Origin of the sequence: Micromonospora sp. WMMC250 (assembly GCF_027460215.1) — a bacterium.
Lineage (GTDB): Bacteria > Actinomycetota > Actinomycetes > Mycobacteriales > Micromonosporaceae > Micromonospora > Micromonospora taraxaci.
Genome location: NZ_JAPZBJ010000002.1, coordinates 1,083,579 through 1,101,645, shown reverse-complemented (window position 1 = coordinate 1,101,645; position 18,067 = coordinate 1,083,579). Strand labels below are relative to the sequence as shown.

Sequence of the window (18,067 nt, the reverse complement as noted above, 5' to 3'; positions counted from 1 at the left end):
GCCGACGGACCGGCGCACCGGCGTGGCCGGGCCGGCGCGCCGACGCGCGTGGGTCGACACATCGACGGGTCGGTTTCGCCGTGAGCGCGTTCGGGTACCGCCGCCCACGACCGAACGTCCCCTGCCGGAGCTTCCGCCCGCCAGTCGAGGAGGGCACCATGTCCGCCGTTCCCCTGCCGCCGCTGCCGCCCACGCCCGCACCCGAGGAGGGCTACCGGCCCGCCGGTCGCAGCATCGCCGACATCGTCGACCGGGAGCATCAGCAACTGCTGTCGCTGGTGGAGCAGTTGACCGGCCCGGAGGCCACACCGCAGGAGGCGCTGGCGGTGCTCACCGCCGCGTTGTCGCGGCACCTGTCCGCCGAGGAGCAGTACCTGCTGCCGGCGGTGCGCGCGGCGCTGCCGGCCGCCGGCGAGCGGGTGGACGCCGAGATCACCGCCGACGCCGGCCTGCTCAACGCCCTGAAGGGCCTGACGGACGAGGCGCTGACCGACGTCGCCGGACGGGTTCGTCAGCACGTGGACGGTGTCGGCGCGCTCGTCACTGAGCTGCGGGCGGTCGCGACCGAGGAGGAGCTGATCCGCCTGGGCAACCGGTTGGAGATCGCCGAGGAGGCCGCGCCGACCCGCCCCCACCCGAGTACTCCGGCCACCCCTCCGTGGAACCGGATCGTGGAGCCTGCGGTCGGTGTGGTGGACAAGGTCCTCGACGCGGTGACCCGGCGACCGACCTACCTGGCGGACCTGCCGGAGCCACCCCGCGAATGAGCCCGGACCCCGTCCGGTAATGCATTCATTATCACCGATCCGCTCGGGCTATTCCGCAGGCTGACGCGTAGTCCTACCGTCACCCTATGAACCTGGAGCTGCGTCACCTGCGGGTGGTCTGCGCGATCGCGGAGACGGGGAGTGTGACGAAGGCGGCGTCGGCGCTCGGCCTGGCCCAGCCGGCCCTCACCGCCCAGCTCCAACGCATCGAGCGGACACTGGGCGGCCCGCTGTTCGACCGGGACCGGCGTGGTGCCCGGCCCACCGCCCTCGGGGAGCTGGTGCTGGCCCGCGCCCGGGTCCTGCTGCCGGCCATGAAAGGGCTGCAGGACGAGGCGGCCCGGTTGGCCGGGGCCGGCGGCGCCCCCACCTGCTACCGGTTCGGTGGGGTGAACAGCCCGATCCTGGGTCGGTTGGTGCACCGGTTGGCCGCCGAGCAGCCTCCGGCCCAGATCACCACGTTCGCGTCCTGGTCGGTGGACGAGTTGGCGCAGCTGGTGGCCGGCGGCCGGCTGGACTTCGCGCTCACCGGCGTGTGCGGCGACGCCAGCCCATCCGCCGGTTTCGGTTTGAGCTGGCAGGAGGTGGCCATCGACCCGGTGCTGGTGCTGCTGCCGGAGACGCACCCCCTCGCCGCCCAGGACGAGGTGCGCCTCGCGGACCTGCGCCACGAGCAGTGGGTGGCCGCACCGGGTGACGGCTGCTTCGGCGACTGCTTCGCCGCCGCGTGCGCCCGTGCCGGTTTCACCCCCCGCAAGGTGTACGAGACCGACATCCGCGGTTGCATCGACCTGGTGGACGCCGGTGTGGCGGTGGCGTTGTGCCAGGCGACGTTCCGCCCGGTGGCCGGGTTGGTGACCCGACGGCTCGCCGGGACACCGCTGCGCTGGCGGCTCCTGCTCGGCTGGCACCCGGACTCCCCCGCCGCCCAGGGCGCCGACCTGGTGGTGGAGACGGCCAAGGCGGCGTACGTCGACTCGTTGGCCCCGCATCCCGCGTACCTGGCCTGGCTGATGAGCAACCCCGGGTTCGGGGTGCGGCAGCCCAGCGGGATCCGGCCGGTCTGAGCGCGGGGTGGGGTGCGAACCGCCGTTGTCCGGGTATCTGGCGGACATGACGGACCTCTACCCGCCCGCCGACGACCGCGAGTTGCTGCGCCAGGCGGCCGCCGCCCACACCGCCGCCACCCGCGACGTCGAGGCGTTCCTGCGCCGCCTGCCCACGGTGCCCGACCCGGCCGACGTCACCGAGTACGCGAACCTGCTCACCCGGGAGGACCAGACCCGCGGTGACCGGGACGCCGCGGCTGACGCGGCCGGACTGACCATCGCCAGCCTGGAATCCGACCAGGGCCAGTAGCGGCACGTGTCGACGGTGCCGTCCCGGAGCGGGGCGGCACCGTCGAGTGGCGTGGTCAGCGTTCGACGAGCGGGTCGTGTCCCAGGTCGAGCAGCGAGTGCCGCCAGTCGTCGTCGGCGTTGCCGCGCGACGGCTTGGCGTCCATCAGCTCGCGGATGCGGTCGACCGCCTCCCGCATGACCTCGATGTCCTCCGGGGTGAGGTCGACCTTGCGCTTGTTCAACACCTTGAGGATCTCCCGGCCCGGCTGGGGCAGGTCGAGGTTCGGGTTCGGGCTGAACGACTCCTCCCCGGAGCCCCGGGTCAGCAGCCAGGTGCGTAGCTGCTCCGACGGGACGTTCACCTCGGCGTGGAAGTCCTCCCAGAGCACTTCCACCTCGGGGTCGAGCCGCGCTTCGCGTACCATCAGGTCTCCTCTCGCCGGCGGTGCCCGGACGTCTCCGGGTCGTCCTCCTGGTCGGTCTTCGGATGCAGGCCCTCGGCGGGCACCCGCGTTCGGCGGGGGTTCGCTGTGGGCGGCGCCAGGATCGGGTCGGGATGGTCGTCCTCGTCCCGGGGTTTCGCGGGCTCGCGTGGGTCCTCGTTCTCGTCTCGTCGTGCCGGCCCGCTCATCGTGGGTGTGTGGTCGTGGCGGGGGTGTACCCGCGCTCACCGGCGCCCACGTCGAAGGTGAGCGCGCCGTCGCGGACGTCCACCGTGACCTTCTGCCCCGGGGAGATCGCCGACTCCAGCAGCATCCGGGACAGGTGGTTGTCCACCTCCCGCTGGATCACCCGACGCAGCGGGCGGGCGCCGAACTCCGGCTGGTAGCCGTGTTCGGCGAGCCAGTCGATGCCGGCGGTGGTGAACTCCACCTGGAGGTCCTGGGCGTGCATGCGGCGGCGGGTCTCCTCCAGCAGCAGCGCGGTGATGTCGCGCAACTGCTCGGCCTCCAGTCGGCGGAAGATGATGACCTCGTCGATGCGGTTGAGGAACTCCGGGCGGAAGTTCTCCTGCAGGCGACGCATCAGCCGCTCGCGCAGCTCGTCGTTCTCCTGCTCGCTGCCGACGTCGCCGGCGCCGAAGCCGACCGCGCGCTGGGCGCCGGTGATCAGCTCGGAGCCGAGGTTGCTCGTCATGATCAGCACGGTGTTCTTGAAGTTCACGGTGCGACCCTGGCTGTCGGTCAGACGCCCGTCGTCGAGCACCTGGAGCAGGATGTTGAACACGTCCGGGTGGGCCTTCTCGATCTCGTCGAGCAGCACCACCGCGTACGGGCGGCGGCGGACCGCCTCGGTGAGCTGGCCGGCCTCCTCGTAGCCGACGTATCCGGGCGGGGCGCCGACCAGCCGGCTGACCGTGTGCCGCTCCTGGAACTCGCTCATGTCCACCCGGACCATCCGGTCCGCCTCGCCGAACAACGCCTCGGCCAGGGCGCGGGCCAACTCGGTCTTGCCCACCCCGGTCGGGCCGAGGAACAGGAAACTGCCCATCGGCCGGTCCGGGTCGGCCAGCCCCGCCCGGGAGCGGCGGACGGCCTCGGCGACCGCGGTGACGGCGTCGTCCTGGCCGACCACCTTCTGGTGCAGGTGCCCCTCCAGGCGCAGCAGCCGGTCGCGTTCCTCCTCGGTGAGCTGGCTGACCGGGATGCCGGTGGCCCGGGACACCACCTCCGCGATCTCCTTCGGACTCACCTCCGGCACCTGCGATGAGGACATCCCGTCCTCGCCGTTGGCCCGGCGGATCTCCTGTTCCAGCTCGGAGATCCGGTCGCGCAGCGCGGAGGCCCGCTCGTACTGCTCGTCGGTGACGGCCTGCTCCTTGTCCCGGCGTACCTCGTCGAGCTCCTGCTCCAGCTCCCGCACGTCGGACGCCGGGGTCCGGGTGCGCAGCCGCACCCGTGCGCCGGCCTGGTCGATGAGGTCGATGGCCTTGTCCGGCAGGAACCGGTCGGTGACGTACCGGTCGGACAGCTCGGCGGCGGCGACCAACGCCTCGTCGGTGAAGCGCACCTGGTGGTGGGCCTCGTACCGGTCGCGCAGACCGCGCAGGATGGCGATGGTGTCGTCGACGCTGGGCTCGGGCACCAGCACCGGCTGGAAACGCCGGGCCAGCGCGGCGTCCTTCTCGATGCTCTTGCGGTACTCGTCCAGCGTCGTCGCGCCGATCACCCGCAACTCGCCACGCGCGAGGGCGGGTTTGAGCATGTTGGACGCGTCCATTCCGCCCTCGCTGCCGGCGCCACCCGCGCCGACCAGGGTGTGGATCTCGTCCAGAAAGATGATCAGCTCGTCGCGGTGTGCCCGGATCTCGTCGATGACCTTCTTCAGTCGCTCCTCGAAGTCGCCCCGGTAGCGGGTGCCGGCCACCAGGCCGGCGAGGTCGAGTTGGACGACCCGCTTGCCGAGCAGGGTCTGCGGGACGTCGCCGTCGCAGATCCGTTCGGCCAACCCCTCGACGATGGCGGTCTTGCCGACTCCGGCCTCACCGATCAGCACCGGGTTGTTCTTGGTGCGCCGGGACAGGATTTCCACGGCCTGCTCGATCTCGTCGGCGCGTCCGATCACCGGGTCGATCTGGTCGTTGCGGGCCAGGTCGGTGAGGTCCTGCCCGTACTGGTCCAGAGTGGGGGTGCCACGGTCCGGCTTCGGGCCGGTCATCGGCCCGCGTTCGGCGTTGGCGGCCTGCAACGACTCGGGTTGGATCCGTCCGGCGGCCAGCATCCGCCCGGCCGGCGACTCCGGGTTGAGCGGCAACGCCATCAGGATGTGTTCCGGGCCGATGTAGTTGGCGCCCATCGCCCGGGACAGCTGGTGGGCGTCGAGCAGCGCCCGCTTGGCGGCCGGCGTCAACGACAGGTTGGGCGGCACCTCCCCGCGCGGCGCGCCGTCACCCTTGCCACCGAGGGCGTTGAGCAGGGTGTCCGGGTCGGCGCCGGCCCGGCGTACCAGGTCACGCAGGGGTTCGCGTTGCAACGCCGCCCAGAGCAGGTGGTCGGTGTCCAGGTCGCTGCTCTGGCGTTGGGCGGCCCGGCGGGCCGCGTCGGCCAGCATCTCCCGGGCGTCGGCCGTCATCAGTCGGGTGATGTCGACCCGGTGCGGTGGCCGGCGTCCCCCCTCGCCCCGGCCGAAGTACCGGGCCAGGAATTCGTCCCACGGGTCGGAGCCGATGTCACCGGGTCCCATCATGTCTGTCCTCCGCAGTCGGCGCGGCACGGTCGGCAGGGGCTACCCGGCGCGCGCCCCGACAAACGCCGCACGCGGTGGCGCACCGGCGTCCCGGGTGTGGCGTCCGGCCACGGCCGGCCGGTGGTGGCAGGCTGGTGGGATGAACGAGACACCGCTGTTGATCGTGGACGGCGCCAACGTGGTGGGCTCCCGCCCGAACGGGTGGTGGCGTGACCGCGCCGGCGCGGCGGCACGGTTGCGCGACTCACTCGCCCCGGTGGCGACCGTCGGGTTACCGGCTCGCCTGCCCGCTCCGGTGGAGGTGGTGCTGGTGGTCGAGGGAGCCGCGCGGGACGTGCCGGGCACCGAGGGCGTCCGGGTGGTCTCCGCCGCCGGGTCCGGCGACGACACGGTTGTCGAGCTGGTGGCCGACGCGCCGCAGCGCCGCCGGCTGGTGGTCACCGCCGACCGGGAGTTGCGCGGCCGGGTGACAGCGCTGGGCGCCGAGGTGTACGGCCCGCGCTGGCTCCGGGAGAACCCGACCGACAACTGAGAAGTTCTCGCACTGGGACTCCCACAGAACGGACTCCCGGCACTTCCGGGTGCCTTCCGGACAGGCGGGCAGGAACACCGACAGGGCGGATGTTCTTTCGGAACCGCCGATAGGCTCTAATGGAGATCTCCCCGCCCCCAGGAGGTTCCGCCGTGGCGAGCGTCGCCGAGTTGAAGGCTGCCATCGATGTCGCCCTCCAACAGATCGGGGACGGGCAGACAGCCGTGCAGGCGGCCGGCGAGAAACTGACCGAGGCGCAGCAGACCCTCGCCGGTGCCCTGGAGGGCAGCGGGCACGAGACTGTGGAAGCGGCCCAGGCGTCGCTGACACAGGCCAGCCAGGAGCTGGAGGAGTGTCTCGCCGCGACACTTGTCGCGGTGGAGCAGGCGCAGCTCTACGTCGCCACCCTGTAGGCCGTCATGTCCATCATCGAGGACGTCGGTGGGCAGGTCCGTGCCGCCGCCGAGGAGTTCCCGCTGGCCCTGCTCGGGCAGGCGCTGGAGAAGTTCGGCCTGGCCGCGGAGCGGCTGCGCTGGGTGCGTCAGGAGTCCGCCAACCCGATGGGAGTGCCGGAGCTGAGCGCCGCCACCGAGCACGCCGAGAGCGCCGGCTACGCGCTGCGGGTGGCCCAGGAGCAGCTGTCGGCGTACCTGGCGGCGATCGGTCTCGCCGGGGACGGCGGCCCGGCGCCCCGCCCCGAGCAACGCGCGCCTCGACACGACACGCCGCCGGAGGCCGGGCCCACCGCCGTGCCACCGGAGCCGGCCGAGCAGGTCCGGATGCGCCGCTGGTGGTCGGTGCGGGTGGCCGAGCTGACCGGCGGTCGGGCCGGCGCCGACGACGAACCCGACGAACAGCTGGGCGACTCCCAGGAGTTGCTGCGCCGGGTCGTGGGCGGCGTCCGCTCCGGCGACCGGGACCGGCTGCGCAAGGAGCTGCGCCGGGCCCCGGCCGACGTCGGCCTGGGCATGGCGGCCCTGGCCCCGCCGCTGCTGCGCGAACTGGCCGGTGAGCTGCTCGGGCACCCGCCCCGCGCCGCCGACCTCGGACGGCTGCGCGGGGAACTGGACGGGCGCGTGCGCGACCTGCTGCCCGGGCTGCCGCCCCCGGTGCTGGAGACCCTGCTCACCCGGGTCTGCCGGATGCCACCACCGCGCGCCTCCGGGGAGCCGCCGCACGCCGCCGACTCCGCGGTCACCGCCGGTGTGGCGACCGGGCTGCTGCTCGCCCGTCTCGGTCGGGACCTCCCCTCGGGCGGCGCGGGCCAGCCTGCGGGCGCGGGCCGCCCGGCGGCGGATGCGGGTCAGTCGACGGGTACGGGCCGACCGGCCGACGCACGCCAGCCGACGGGGTCCGGCCGACCGACGGCGGGGCGCTCGGGTGGTGTGGGCGCACGCCCCGCCGGTGTCGCCGGGCGGCCGGGCACCACCGGTGGGCAGCCCTCCGGTGGGCTGCCGCCCCGCTCGGGAAGCCCGTGGCGGGACGCCCCGGCCCGACGGAGCTCCGATGGCTGACCGGCGCGGTCAGTTGGCCAGCCGGGTCCGCGACACCCTCGCCGAGGCGCTGGGCGCCACCCGTACCCGCCTGTCCGCCGCCCAGGCCGAGCTGACCGCCGGACGGGAACGGCTCACCCGGATCCAGCGGGCGGCGGCGGCCGTGCCGGCACGGGTGGGCGCCCAACGGGACCGACGGGTAGCCGAGATCGACGCCCGCTACGCCACCCGGATCGCCGAGCTGGCCAGACGCGCCGCCGAGGCCGCCCGCCAGGAGGCCCCGGGTTGCGCGGGGGCCGACTGGGCGGGGTGGACGCCGACGCCGACCAGGCGGGCGGAACCACCCGGCGCGCTGCGGGTGGGCACGGTCCACCTCGACGGCGTCGAGCCGGTGCCCGCGCTGGTGCCGCTGCTCGACGCCGGGCACGTCCACCTCTCCGGCGACGACCGCGCCGGCTGCGACGCGGTGGTGTCCGCGTTGCTGCTGCGGGCCGCCGGCCGCGCCCACCCGGGGGCGGTACGACTGATCGGGTACGACCCGGAGCAGCTCGGCGGCGGTCTGGCCGGGTTCTCCCCGCTGGGAACGGCGGGGCTGCTCACCTTCGTCGGCCCCGGCGGCTTGGGCCCCCTGCTCGACGACCTGGTGGAGCAGATCCGCCGGATCAACGAGACGGTGCTCGCCGGCGAGTACGCCTCCCTTCGCGAACTGGCGGCGGCGACCGGCCGCCGACCCGAGCCGTGGCGGGTGGCGGTGCTGCTCGGCGGTGACGACCTGAACCGGCACGAACGCGGGCAGTTGGACCGGGTGGTACGAGCCGGCGCCGCCTGCGGCGTGCACCTCGTGGTGCACGGTGTGCCGTTGCCGGAGGATCCGACGGTGACCCGGGTGGTGGCCGAGGTCGACGGCGCGCGGATCGGCGGGTCGGCCGGGTTGCCGGTGCGCCTCGATCCGCCGCCGCCGGCGTCGCTGGTCACCGAGACCTGCCGGGAGATCGCCGCCCGGGTGAACGCCGGCCCACCGCCGACCCCGTTCACGGACCTGCTGCCCCCGCCGGATCTGATGTGGCGGGAGAGTTCCGCCGACGGGCTGACCGCGCCGATCGGCGAGGGAACACAGGGCCGGCCGGTACGCCTCACCCTGGGCGACTACCCACCACACGCGCTGATCGGCGGGCCGTCCGGCACCGGCAAGACCAACCTGATATTCGCGTGGATCGGCGCGCTCGCCGCCCGCTACTCCCCCGCCGAGCTGGAGTTCTACCTGTTGGATTTCAAGGAGGGGGTGTCCTTCGCACGGTTTGCGCAGGGCCGGCGCGACCCGAGCTGGTTGCCGCACATGCGCCTGGTCGGCATCAACGTCAACACCGACCGGGAATTCGGGTTGGCGCTGCTGCGGTTCCTCACCGAGGAGCTGCGCCGGCGCGCCGACGCGGCCAAGAAGCACGAGGTGACCAAGCTGGCCGAGCTGCGGGCCGTCGACCCGACCGGGCACTGGCCCCGGATCGTGGCGGTGGTCGACGAGTTCCAGATGCTGCTGGCCGGCCGGGACGTGGTGGCCCGGGAGGCGGCCGACCTGCTGGAGGACCTGGCCCGGCGCGGCCGGTCGCAGGGCATCCACCTGGTGCTCGCCTCGCAGGACGTACGGGGCATCGAGGCGCTGTGGGGTCGCCCGGCGCTGGTCGCCCAGTTCACCCTGCGCATCGCGCTGCCCAAGGCGCTGCGGATCCTCGCCGAACGCAACGACGCGGCCCAGTCGCTGCCCCGCTGGCACGCGGTGGTCAACGCCGAATCGGGCATGGTGGAGGGCAACGAGGTCGCCCGGATCCCGTCGGCCAGCGACTGGGAGACGTGGAGCGGGTTGCAGCACCGGCTGTGGCGGATGCGCCCGGCCGACGCCGCGCCGGCCCGGCTCTTCGACGGCGACGCGATCCCCCGACTGGCGGACGCCCCAGACTTCCGGGCGCTCGCCGCGCCCCCGGACGGGACAGCGCCCCGCAACCCGGTGGCACTGCTCGGCGAGATCATCGACGTGCAGTCCCGCTCGGCGGCACTGCGGCTGCCGCGCGCGCCGGGGCGCAACCTCGCGGTTCTCGGCACCCGGGTGGACGAGGCGTGCGCCGTGCTGGACGCCGCCGCCCGGTCGCTGGCCCGCCAACACCCGCCGGGCACCGCCCGGTTCTCCATCGCCTGCCTCGACCCGGACGCCGACCCGATCGCCCGGGCGCTCTACGACGACCTGGCCGACGACGCCGCCTGGTACGACGAGGAGACCGTCGGCGAGCTGATGGTCGAGACGGCCGACGGGTTGACCGGTCCGGGGAGCCCGCACTACCTGCTGCTGTTCGCCGTCGACGCGGCAGCCGGCGCGCTGGCCGCCCGCGCGGGCGGGCGCACGGGGCTGGAGCGGCTACGCCGGATCCTGCACGACGGGCCGGAACGACGCACACACGTGCTGGCCTGGTGGCGGGGAGTGGCCCGGATGCGCGCCGACCTCGGCGGGCCCGCCGCGCGTACCGACCAGATCGGCGCCTGGGTGGCTCTGGACACCCACGGCGGGGAGCTGGGTGCCTCGCTCTACCCGGGCACCGGCGGCCCGGACTGGTATCCCCGCCCCTGGCGTGGCCTCTTCTTCGACCGGGCGGTCCACCGCACCGGACAGGTGATCATCCCGTATGGACCATCCCGGTGAACCAACCAGTGACCAGTGAGACGTACACGGCGCAACTGCGGCGGTTGGCCGAGCTGACCGCGCGGGTGGCCGAGCAGCGCGCCGAGGCGCACACCTGGTACGAGCGGCAGTGCGAGGCCGCCGATCGGGCCGTCGCCGAGGCCGCCGAGCAACTCCAGGACGCCGAGGTGGAGTTGGTCGCCGCACGTGAGCAGCAGGAACGGGTCGACGCCGAGGTGGCCCACCTGTGGCAGCAGGCCCGCTCGCGCCTCGGCGTCCGCCGCCTCGGTGGCCCACCCGCACCCGCGAACGGCGTCACGGCCACCGACCCCGTACCGATGCTCGCGAAGGTCCGGGACCTGCTCGACCGGGCCGGTCAGCCGGGCGAGTTGCCGGGCTCGGTCAACCCGCTGCTGGCGCTCTGCGGCGTGGCGGGCGCCGTCCTGGCGTACGCGCTGGGGGCCGGCGCGCGGGCGCTGGGCGTCGGGTACGGCGGCGACCTGGCGGTCGGAATGCCGGTGCTGGCGCTGGTGGTGACCCTGCTCGGCCCGTTGATCGGTCTCGTGCCGGCGCGGATGCTGGCCGACCGCCGGCACGCGATGCTCGGCCCACGACCGATCATCGTGGTCCTCGGCGCGGGCCTGCTGACCACCGCGCTGCTGTTGGCGCTGGGCCGCTGAGTGATCGGTCCACTATGGCTGTCGAGAAGCTGACCCCCGGCACGGCCACGAGCAGGGCGCGGTCTTCGCTACGGTACGTCCGATGGTCAGCGTCTTCCTGAGTTACCACGCCGGCGACGACACCGGTGTCGGGCGCCTGCTCGACGACATGCTGACCGCTCGGTTCGGCACCGAGAGCGTCGTGCGCGACGAACAGAGCGCGACCCTGTTCACCACCGAGCTGCGGCGTCGCCTGGCAGCCTCGGCGGCGCTGGTCGTCGTGCTCGATCCGGCCGCGCCGGAGGTGGTCCGCCAGACCTTCGCCGTCGCCCTCACCACGTCCGTTCCGGTCGTCGCGGTGCTGGTGGACGATGCTCACCTGGCACCGAACGTCAGTGCGCAGCCCACGCTCCGCACACTGACGGTGCGGCGCTCCGAGGTCCGTACGGCCAGCGTCCGTCGGACCTTCCGCCGGCTGTGTGACCACCTCGCCACAAGTCTGGTCTCCGGGGACGCGACAGTCGGGCCCACGATCCCGCTGATCCTCCGCACGCAACCGGTGCGACAGGTCATGTCGCCGGCCAGTGGCCATCCGTCGGTGACGATCGTCTACTCGACGCACCAGGGTGGTCTGGAGGTCGCCGACGCGGGCCGGCACCATTCGGGGCTCGCGGCCCGGTACGAGACGCGCTACGAGGTGGACACCAGCGTCCACCAACGGGTGTTCGGCCTTCGGCTACCCGTGACCGGCGGCGCGGGCCACGTCGAGTCGTCCATCGCCGTTGACGTCTGGGTGACCGACGCGGTCCAGGTCGTCCAGGGCGCGGTCACGGATGCCGCGGTAGTGGTCCGCGAAATCCTGCTGGGCGTGTGCCGACCGATCGCGTCGCGGTACACCGTCGACGAGGTGTCCCCGGCCGAGAGAGCCCTCAACCGACAGCTCGCCACCGACACGTTCACCCTGGACGGCGTCACCGTCCGGGTGAGACACGTACTGCTGTTCGCCGACGACCGCGCCAGCGTGGGCGAGCGAGCCGAGCAGCGGCGGCGGGAGAGGCTCCGCCGGGCCGGTGTCCTCTGGGATGACGCGGACATACCCGACCCCCTGGTCCGCTACCTGTCCAGGCGTGTCGTACGCCGTGTTCCGCTCTCCGCGGAGTACGCCGACGGATGGGCCGGTACGCCACCGCCGATCCCCGGACCGGAGGCCTCGCCACCGCCGAACGACACCCCGGCGCCGACGCGACTGCTGGTGGCGCGTGCGCCCACCCGGGTCCCGGTGGGGCAGGACCTGAGCGTCGAGGTTCGGATCGTCAGCGAGGAACGATCGGTTCACCTGGACGCGAAGGTGGCACCGATGCCGAGGCTTATCGTCGCGGACGGCGGCACGCCGGTCACGGTGACCGTGCACGCGCCCGCCGGTCTGCACGCTGACGGCCCACTTCAGCAGACCGTCCTGGTCCTGCCGGACGGCGATCCGCATCCGATCCGGTTCGGCTTCGGAGCGCGTACCACTGGTCTGCATCGCGTCGACGTGACCGCCTGGGCCGGCGGCACGTTCCTGGCCGAGGTGTCTGTCGAGGTCTCCGTCGCCGACGGTGGGTCGTTCCGCGACGGCCAACCGAAGACCGCGCCGATCGGTGCCCCGCAGGCACGACCGGGCGAGGTCACGATGGAGGTTCGCTTCGACGGCAGCCGCCACACCTTCCAACTGCGCTCCGACGCCGCGTTGTTCGCTCCGGTCGTCGAGTCGGTCACGAACACGCCGAACGCCGCGGTGGAGAACACCATCCGGGAGTTGCAGCAACTGGCTGGCGGCGGTTCCCGCTACAGCCCCGCGATGACCCGCGAGGTCATCCGGTCGGCGGGCATCCAACTGTGGTCGGAGCTGGTGCCGGCCGACGTGCGGGACCAGTTCTGGGAGGTCCGCGCCGACATGAGCGCCTTCACGATCGCCACCGACCACGACGTGGTCCCGTGGGAACTGCTCCACCCGCTCAGCGCCCAACAGGACAAGGGGTTCCTCGTCGAGCAGGTCCCGGTGGTACGCCGCACCTACGGGCAACACCGCACCGCGAAGGTCGGCCTGCGCAACCCGCGCTTCGTGGTGCCGCCGAAGGCCCCCACCGGCGCGTACGAGGAGGTCGCCACCATCCGCGCGATCCTCGGCGCGGCCGACAGCGAGCCCATCACCAGGGCGGACGAGCTCCTCAGCCTGATCAATTCCGGGGAGTTGGGAGCGACCCACTTCGCCTGCCACAACACGTTCTCGGCGGACGGGTCGTTCATCGACATGGACGGCGGCCGGTTCAAACCGGCCCTGCTCGCCGAGGCCAGCATCCGGAAACTGCTGACGGAGACCGGTCCCCTCGTGTTCATCAACGCGTGCCGGAGCGCGGGCGTGGCACCGACGTACACCAGAATGCTCGGCTGGGCGCAGCAGTTCATGTCGTCGGGCGCGGGTGCGTTCGTCGGCACGCTCTGGGCGGTGCGCTCGGACAGTTCGGCGCGCTTCGCGACGGCGTTCTACCAGTCCCTGGCCGGCGGCGCCACGCTCGGTGCGGCGGCCCTCGCCGCACGGGTCGGGCAGCAGGATGATCCACTCGACCCGACCTGGCTGGCCTACACGGTGTACGGCGACCCGTTCGCCACCGCCGCGATCTGAGCGGTCGGCAACTCAACTCGCGCGGAACGGGAGGTGCGGCATGGACGTGATCGACTACAGCGTGCCGGTGGAGGAACTGGTGTCGGCGGTGAAGGACGCGGTGAGGCAGGCCGGCATCTCCACTGTCGACGAGGGCCGGGACCTGCGCGTCGGCACGGTTCAGCTGATCTTGAGCGCGGTCGTCACCACGAAGCTCGGGGGTGGCGTGGACTTCCGGGTCCCGGTCATCGGCTGGAAGGTCAAGGTGGGTGGCAGCCGCTCCCGGCAGAAGACCCACACGATCGACATCACGCTCGTCGCCGAGGATCTCCAGGATCGGCACGAGCTACGCCACGGCTCTGTCGAGGCGACCCTCGTGGACGCGATCACCACGATCCGCGCGGTGGTCGCCGCCGCCGGCGGGGGTGACGACCCGCTGGTACTGAAGACCGGCACCGTGGAACTCGTCTTCGGCATCACCGACCAGGGCACGATCTCGGTCGGCGCGGAGGGTGAGTTGACCGACGAGGTCACCAACACCCTCCGGATCGAGCTGCTCGGGGCTTCCGCCGGGTAGCTCAGGCCGGCACCAGGACGGCCTCGCGCAGCAGTCGACGGGTGAGCGTGACCCGGTCGGCGTCGTCGGGCAGGCCGGGCAGGTCACCGACCCGGGTGGCCACTCCGCCGAGCAGGGCGCGGGCCGCCGGCTCGCACTCGGCGGGCAGGGTGATCGTCCTGTCGAACAGCCGCAACGCCACGGTGTCCGACCCGTGCGGCACCAACTGCCACCGCAGGCCCGGCCGCACCGTGACCCGGGTGTCCGCGTCCAGAGTGGCGAGCGCGTCGGCCTGGGCGAGTGGGCGGATCGGCGCCGGGCGGGAGGCCGGCCAGGCACGCTGTCGCAGCCGTGCGGTGACCGCGCCGGGGTCGGCGCGCAGCAGCCAGTCCCGCAGCGCCTCCACCGTCTCGGTCAGCTCCGGCTCGATGGCATCCGGGTCGGCGACGTCGGTGCCGAACGGCAGACTGGCCCGCAGCCGCTGGTCCTCGGAGGCCAGCGCGAGCAGCTCCTCCACCAACGCGTAGCGGGTGAGCGCGCGGATGCCCACGGTCAGGTGCAGCGAGCTGGCCTCCTGGGCCTGCGCGCTGTGCAGCCACCCCCGGGGCAGGTAGAGGGCGTCTCCGGGGGCGAGCACCACGTCCAGCGCGGCGGGCCCCTGCGCGGTGGCGCCGACCTCGTCGGCGCGTCCGCCCCAGGGCTGCTTCTCCAGCGGGTCGGGCAGCACCGGCGGGTGGATCCGCCAGTGTTTGCGACCGTCGACCTGGAGGACGAACACGTCGTGGGTGTCGTAGTGGGTGGCGAACCCCTGACTGCCCGCCGGAGTGAGGTAGGCGTTGACCTGGAGCGGCTGGTTGAGCGCGAGGCCCAGGTCGCGGGCGAAGTCGACGAGCGGCGGCCAGATCCGGTGCAGACCCTGCAATACCAGGGTGGCGCCGGAGGCGTACTGCTCCAGGACCCGCTCGTCGAGCACCTGGTCGCCGATCTCGGCACCCGCGCCGCCGCCGCCGGTCCAGCGCGCGGCCGCGACCAGCTGGCCGTCCTTGGCGACGCGCAGGAACGGGGTACGCAGACCGCGCCGGCTCAGCAGCTCGTCGGCGTCGGCGGGGCTGAGCAGGTCGGTGAAGCCGGCCGGGTCGGGCAACTCGGCGGCGCGGGACAGCAGCGGTGTGTGTCCCCAGTGTGCGGCGGCGAACTTGGCCGGTTCGACCGACACGCAGCGGGCCAGCGCCGCGGCGGCCCCGGCAGACGGAACCGCCGGACGGCCGTGGCCGTCCGGCGGGTCGAGGTGCGTCATGGTGTACGCCTACCGGGCGCTGCCGTCAGCGCCGCCGTCCTGTTGGCCCGGAGTCGCGCCGCCGTCGGCGGGGCCCTCCGCGCCACCGTCGGCGCCGCCGTCCTGCTGGCCCGGGGTGGCACCACCGTCGGCGGGGCCCTCCGCGCTGCCGTCCGCGCCACCGTCGTGCTGGCCCGGGGTGGCACCACCGTCGGCGGGGCCCTCCGCGCTGCCGTCCGCGCCACCGTCGTGCTGACCCGCGGTGGCACCACCGTCGGCCGGGCCCTCCGCGCCGCCGCCGCCCATGGTCTGCATGTCGTCATCGTTGAGTGCCATCGGTGCTCCCTCGGGTGTGCCGCCCCGCCATCCGCCGGGGTCCGTCGTACTGCGGGTGGTACCCCACGCGCGATCTTCTCTAACCCTCACCGTAGACGCCGAACCGGGGCGACACGGGCAGTTCGCGGGCGGCGGCGGAGAGTGCCAGGATGAGGCGGTGATCCTGGTGGGCACGTCCGGCTGGCAGTACCGCGACTGGCGGGGTCGTTTCTACCCGCAACGGCTACCGCAGCGGCTCTGGCTGGAGCACTTCGCTGCCGGCTTCGCCACTGTCGAGGTCAACAACGCCTTCTACCGGCTGCCGGAGCGGGACACGTTCGCGGCCTGGCGGGAACGGACGCCCGCGGACTTCTGCGTGGCGGTGAAGATGAGCCGCTACCTCACCCACATCAAACGACTGCGCGACCCGGCCGAGCCGGTGGCCCGGTTCCTCGGCCGAGCGACAGCCCTCGGTGACCGGCTCGGCCCGGTGCTGGTGCAACTGCCACCGAACCTGCGGGCGGACGTCGACGCGCTCGACGCCACCCTGCGGCTGTTTCCGGCGGAGGTCCGGGTCGCTGTCGAACCCCGCCACCCCTCCTGGTGGACCGACGCCACCCGGGCGGTGCTGGAACGGCGTCGGGCGGCATTGGTGTGGGCCGACCGGCTGGGACGCCCGGTCGCGCCCCGCTGGCGCACCACCGATTTCGGATACCTGCGGCTGCACGAGGGGCGGGCGCGGCCCTGGCCGCACTACGGTCGCGCCGCGCTCCGGTCCTGGGTGGGTCGGCTGACCGACGCCTTCGGCGCGGACGAGCCGGCGTACGTCTACTTCAACAACGATCCGGGCGGCGCGGCGGTCGTCGATGCCGTCGCGTTCGCCGCGCTGGCCCGCCGGGCCGGGCACCCGGTGTCGCGGGTGCCGTCTCCCGCGGCGGCTGCCGACGACGACTGAGCCCGCCCGACGGTCGTCGGGCGGGCTCGGGGACAGCACGCTGTCACGGCATCAGCAGGGCGAGGTCCTTGGGCATCGTTTCCTTCACGTCCTGCCATTCGCCCTGGGTGACGTGTCGCCGCAGGGTGTCGAGCACCACCTGCGTCACCCGCTCCGGGCCGCCCTCCGCGTCGTACGGGAAGCCCTGCCGGACCTCGTAGAGGAAGTCGTCCCGGTTGAGCTTGATCGGCACGTCGGACGGCACCCAACCGTCGAAGTAGATGCCCCGCACCAGGACCGGCAACTGCTGGGCGAACTCGACGCTCTCGTCGACCGGCAACCGGTCGCGCAGCAGGTGCAGCACCGTGCGCAGGGCGGCGTACGACTGGTTGCGCCGATCCTTCGGCCAGCCGTAGGCGTCCTCGATGTCCTTCAGAATGAGGTTCGTCTTGTCCAGCGAGGACTCGAACGCGGAGAGCATCTGGTCAGCCATCGGTCGACCCCCGTTCCGAGGTGTCCCACCGTCGGTCGTCGGCGCGCCGTGGCGGCCCCACCGGGCCGCGGCGGGCCCGCACCGGGCTGCCCTGCGGTGCGCGCCGGGTGTTGTCGGCAGTGCCGACCACGTGCAGGACGGCACCGCGCCGCCGATCCGTCACCACTCGAACCGTCATCCCCGTCACCTCCGTGTCGTCTGCGGCGTCGACCACCCTCGGGCGGTCGAGCCCACCGCGTCCAGACTGCCGGTGCGCCGGGTGAGCCGCCCTCACCCCGTTCGGGTGAGGTCAGGTCGCGTCGAGGAGCCCGGCGAGGGTCGTGGCGTTGGTCTGCGCGTAGTCGCGGTAGCAGTTGTTCATGAGGACGTGGGTCTGACCGGCCTCGTCGGCCAGCTCGCGCAGCTTCGGCGCCCAGTCGGCCAATTCCCGCTTGGAGTAGTGGTAGCCGAACTTCTCGTGGATGTCCTTGCTGGTCCACTTGTCGCTGTGGCCGTGGAAACGCATGACAGCGAGGTCCGCGGTGGCGGCCAGCACCGGCGGCAGCGACGAGCGGTGGCCCTGCGGCATGTCCACGCAGACGTACGGCAGCTGGTGCTCGCGCAGGAAGGTCAGGGTCTCGTCGGCGTTGTCGCCGTCGAACCAGGAGGCGTGCCGGAACTCGTAGACCGGTCGCAGCGGCGCGCAGCGCTTCGCCACCTCCAGCAGGTACTGCTTGTTGGCCCGCTTGATGGTGAACCAGGGCGGGAACTGGAACAGCAACGCGCCCAGTTTGCCCGCCTCGACGAGGGGGTCCAGCGCGGACAGGAAGCGCGTCCAGACCTCCTCGTACGACTGCGCGGGCAGGTCGTCGGGGTAGACGTTCTTCTTGTCGGTCTCCGGACGCAGGTCCTTGTAGAGGGCGCTGACCTTGGTGGGGTGCCCGGTCAGCAGGCTGAACGCCTTGACGTTGAAGGTGAAGCCGGCCGGGGTGCGGTCGGCCCACAGCCGCGCGGTCGCCTCGGCGGGCGGCGAGTAGTAGGTGGCATCCACTTCGACCAGCGGGAACTGCCGCGCGTAGTAGGCCAGCCGCTTCTCCGGGTTGTCAGCGGTCTGCGGATACCAGCCCGAGTCCAGGAGTGTGCGGTCGGTCCAGGACGCGGTGCCCACCAGGATGTCACCCATGGCTCAAGTCCATCGCGTCGCGGACCGACCGGCAACCGCTGG

The 18,067-nt window shown here is 73.0% G+C and carries 19 protein-coding genes; 11 read left to right on the top strand and 8 right to left on the bottom strand.

The annotated features are described in order from the left end of the window. Positions 1-158: 158 nt before the first annotated feature. The 3 genes from O3438_RS04505 (at position 159) to O3438_RS04495 (ending at position 2,126) form a co-directional block, all read left to right on the top strand. Entirely contained in the window at positions 159-767 is a 609-nt protein-coding gene (locus tag O3438_RS04505; RefSeq protein ID WP_269678722.1) for a hemerythrin domain-containing protein, read from the top strand. Positions 768-853: 86 nt separating this feature from the next. Beyond that, on the top strand, positions 854-1,834 hold the full coding sequence (locus O3438_RS04500) for a LysR family transcriptional regulator (RefSeq protein ID WP_269678721.1): 981 nt from the start codon (positions 854-856) through the stop codon (positions 1,832-1,834). A 46-nt stretch (positions 1,835-1,880) separates the two neighbouring features. Continuing rightward, a complete protein-coding gene (locus tag O3438_RS04495) occupies positions 1,881-2,126 on the top strand; it encodes a hypothetical protein (RefSeq protein ID WP_088989724.1) in 246 nt (81 codons plus the stop codon). A 55-nt stretch (positions 2,127-2,181) separates the two neighbouring features. On the opposite strand, the gene O3438_RS04490 is transcribed toward O3438_RS04495, so the two are convergent. From O3438_RS04490 to O3438_RS04480, 3 genes are read right to left on the bottom strand one after another with little or no spacing between them, the layout of a single operon-like run. Next, a complete protein-coding gene (locus O3438_RS04490; RefSeq protein WP_269678720.1) occupies positions 2,182-2,532 on the bottom strand; it encodes a DUF3140 domain-containing protein in 351 nt (116 codons plus the stop codon). Continuing rightward, positions 2,532-2,738, bottom strand: a complete 207-nt coding sequence (locus O3438_RS04485) for a hypothetical protein (RefSeq protein ID WP_269678719.1) — start codon at positions 2,736-2,738, stop codon at positions 2,532-2,534. Before O3438_RS04485 ends, O3438_RS04490 begins: the two co-directional genes overlap by 1 nt. Next, positions 2,735-5,293, bottom strand: coding sequence for an ATP-dependent Clp protease ATP-binding subunit (locus O3438_RS04480; protein ID WP_269678718.1), 2,559 nt, complete (start codon positions 5,291-5,293; stop codon positions 2,735-2,737). Before O3438_RS04480 ends, O3438_RS04485 begins: the two co-directional genes overlap by 4 nt. Before the next feature lie 139 nt (positions 5,294-5,432). Here O3438_RS04480 and O3438_RS04475 point away from each other — a divergent pair, with 139 nt between their 5' ends. The 7 genes from O3438_RS04475 to O3438_RS04445 all read left to right on the top strand — a co-directional run bounded on the left by O3438_RS04475 (position 5,433) and on the right by O3438_RS04445 (position 13,866). After that, a complete protein-coding gene (locus O3438_RS04475; RefSeq protein ID WP_269678717.1) occupies positions 5,433-5,825 on the top strand; it encodes a hypothetical protein in 393 nt (130 codons plus the stop codon). A gap of 152 nt (positions 5,826-5,977) precedes the next feature. Next, entirely contained in the window at positions 5,978-6,238 is a 261-nt protein-coding gene (locus tag O3438_RS04470; protein WP_088989728.1) for a hypothetical protein, read from the top strand. Positions 6,239-6,244: 6 nt separating this feature from the next. Further along, on the top strand, positions 6,245-7,339 hold the full coding sequence (locus O3438_RS04465) for a hypothetical protein (protein WP_269678716.1): 1,095 nt from the start codon (positions 6,245-6,247) through the stop codon (positions 7,337-7,339). Continuing rightward, on the top strand, positions 7,332-10,007 hold the full coding sequence (locus O3438_RS04460) for an FtsK/SpoIIIE domain-containing protein (protein ID WP_269678715.1): 2,676 nt from the start codon (positions 7,332-7,334) through the stop codon (positions 10,005-10,007). Before O3438_RS04465 ends, O3438_RS04460 begins: the two co-directional genes overlap by 8 nt. Then, entirely contained in the window at positions 10,004-10,666 is a 663-nt protein-coding gene (locus O3438_RS04455; RefSeq protein ID WP_269678714.1) for a hypothetical protein, read from the top strand. Before O3438_RS04460 ends, O3438_RS04455 begins: the two co-directional genes overlap by 4 nt. An 82-nt stretch (positions 10,667-10,748) precedes the next feature. Then, positions 10,749-13,310 (top strand): CHAT domain-containing protein, encoded by a 2,562-nt coding sequence (locus tag O3438_RS04450; RefSeq protein ID WP_269678713.1) that lies wholly within the window; start codon positions 10,749-10,751, stop codon positions 13,308-13,310. 40 nt (positions 13,311-13,350) lie between these two features. Continuing rightward, entirely contained in the window at positions 13,351-13,866 is a 516-nt protein-coding gene (locus tag O3438_RS04445; RefSeq protein ID WP_269678712.1) for a trypco2 family protein, read from the top strand. A 1-nt stretch (position 13,867) separates the two neighbouring features. On the opposite strand, the gene O3438_RS04440 is transcribed toward O3438_RS04445, so the two are convergent. Both O3438_RS04440 and O3438_RS04435 read right to left on the bottom strand, forming a co-directional pair. Further along, positions 13,868-15,142: a cupin domain-containing protein gene (locus O3438_RS04440; RefSeq protein ID WP_269678711.1), complete on the bottom strand. Its 1,275-nt coding sequence runs from the start codon at positions 15,140-15,142 to the stop codon at positions 13,868-13,870. A 9-nt stretch (positions 15,143-15,151) separates the two neighbouring features. Beyond that, positions 15,152-15,457 (bottom strand): hypothetical protein, encoded by a 306-nt coding sequence (locus O3438_RS04435; RefSeq protein WP_145782174.1) that lies wholly within the window; start codon positions 15,455-15,457, stop codon positions 15,152-15,154. 157 nt (positions 15,458-15,614) lie between these two features. Between O3438_RS04435 and O3438_RS04430 the strand changes: the two genes are divergently transcribed. Beyond that, entirely contained in the window at positions 15,615-16,391 is a 777-nt protein-coding gene (locus tag O3438_RS04430) for a DUF72 domain-containing protein (RefSeq protein ID WP_269678710.1), read from the top strand. Between the two features lie 43 nt (positions 16,392-16,434). Here the strand turns inward: O3438_RS04430 and O3438_RS04425 are convergent, their stop codons facing one another. The 3 genes from O3438_RS04425 to O3438_RS04415 all read right to left on the bottom strand — a co-directional run bounded on the left by O3438_RS04425 (position 16,435) and on the right by O3438_RS04415 (position 18,025). Next, complete coding sequence (locus O3438_RS04425; protein WP_269678709.1) at positions 16,435-16,863, bottom strand: DUF2267 domain-containing protein; 429 nt, start codon at positions 16,861-16,863, stop codon at positions 16,435-16,437. After that, entirely contained in the window at positions 16,856-17,041 is a 186-nt protein-coding gene (locus O3438_RS04420; protein WP_088989737.1) for a hypothetical protein, read from the bottom strand. The genes O3438_RS04425 and O3438_RS04420 overlap by 8 nt, the downstream gene beginning before the upstream one ends. A gap of 111 nt (positions 17,042-17,152) precedes the next feature. Next, positions 17,153-18,025: a DUF72 domain-containing protein gene (locus O3438_RS04415; RefSeq protein WP_269678708.1), complete on the bottom strand. Its 873-nt coding sequence runs from the start codon at positions 18,023-18,025 to the stop codon at positions 17,153-17,155. Between the last annotated feature and the right edge of the window lie 42 nt (positions 18,026-18,067).